1 protein-coding gene is annotated in these 318 nt (G+C 63.8%); it reads left to right on the forward strand.

Going from position 1 to position 318, the window contains the following annotated elements:
* Positions 1-2 precede the first annotated feature (2 nt).
* Positions 3-318 (forward strand): SDR family NAD(P)-dependent oxidoreductase (locus tag AX750_RS19710; RefSeq protein ID WP_156462468.1); only part of this gene is annotated, 316 nt, incomplete at its 3' end.

A 318-nucleotide genomic window follows, 5' to 3' on the forward strand; every position in this document is an offset into this window, starting at 1 on the left:
TGATGGTGGCCGATTTAGAGGATTTCGATGCGCTCGGACGTGTCGAGGCCAGGCTTCGCCAGGATCCTGCGATCACCATGCTGGTCAACAACGCCGGTCGCGCGATCACCTCGCCATTCTCGCAGACACCGCCCGACGAGCTTGCCGCGCTGCTACGGCTCAATGTTGTCGCCGCGACGCGGCTGGCGGCTGCCGCGGCGGCTGCCTTCGGCGCTCGCGGAAACGGAGCCATTATCAACATCGCCTCGATCGTCGCCTTTGTACCCGAGGCTCTCAACGCGACCTATCCGGCATCGAAAGCCTACCTCCTGTCGCTGA

Origin of the sequence: Methylobacterium sp. CCH7-A2, assembly GCF_001557075.1 — a bacterium.
In the GTDB taxonomy this organism is placed as follows: Bacteria; Pseudomonadota; Alphaproteobacteria; order Rhizobiales; family Beijerinckiaceae; genus Allobosea; species Allobosea massiliensis.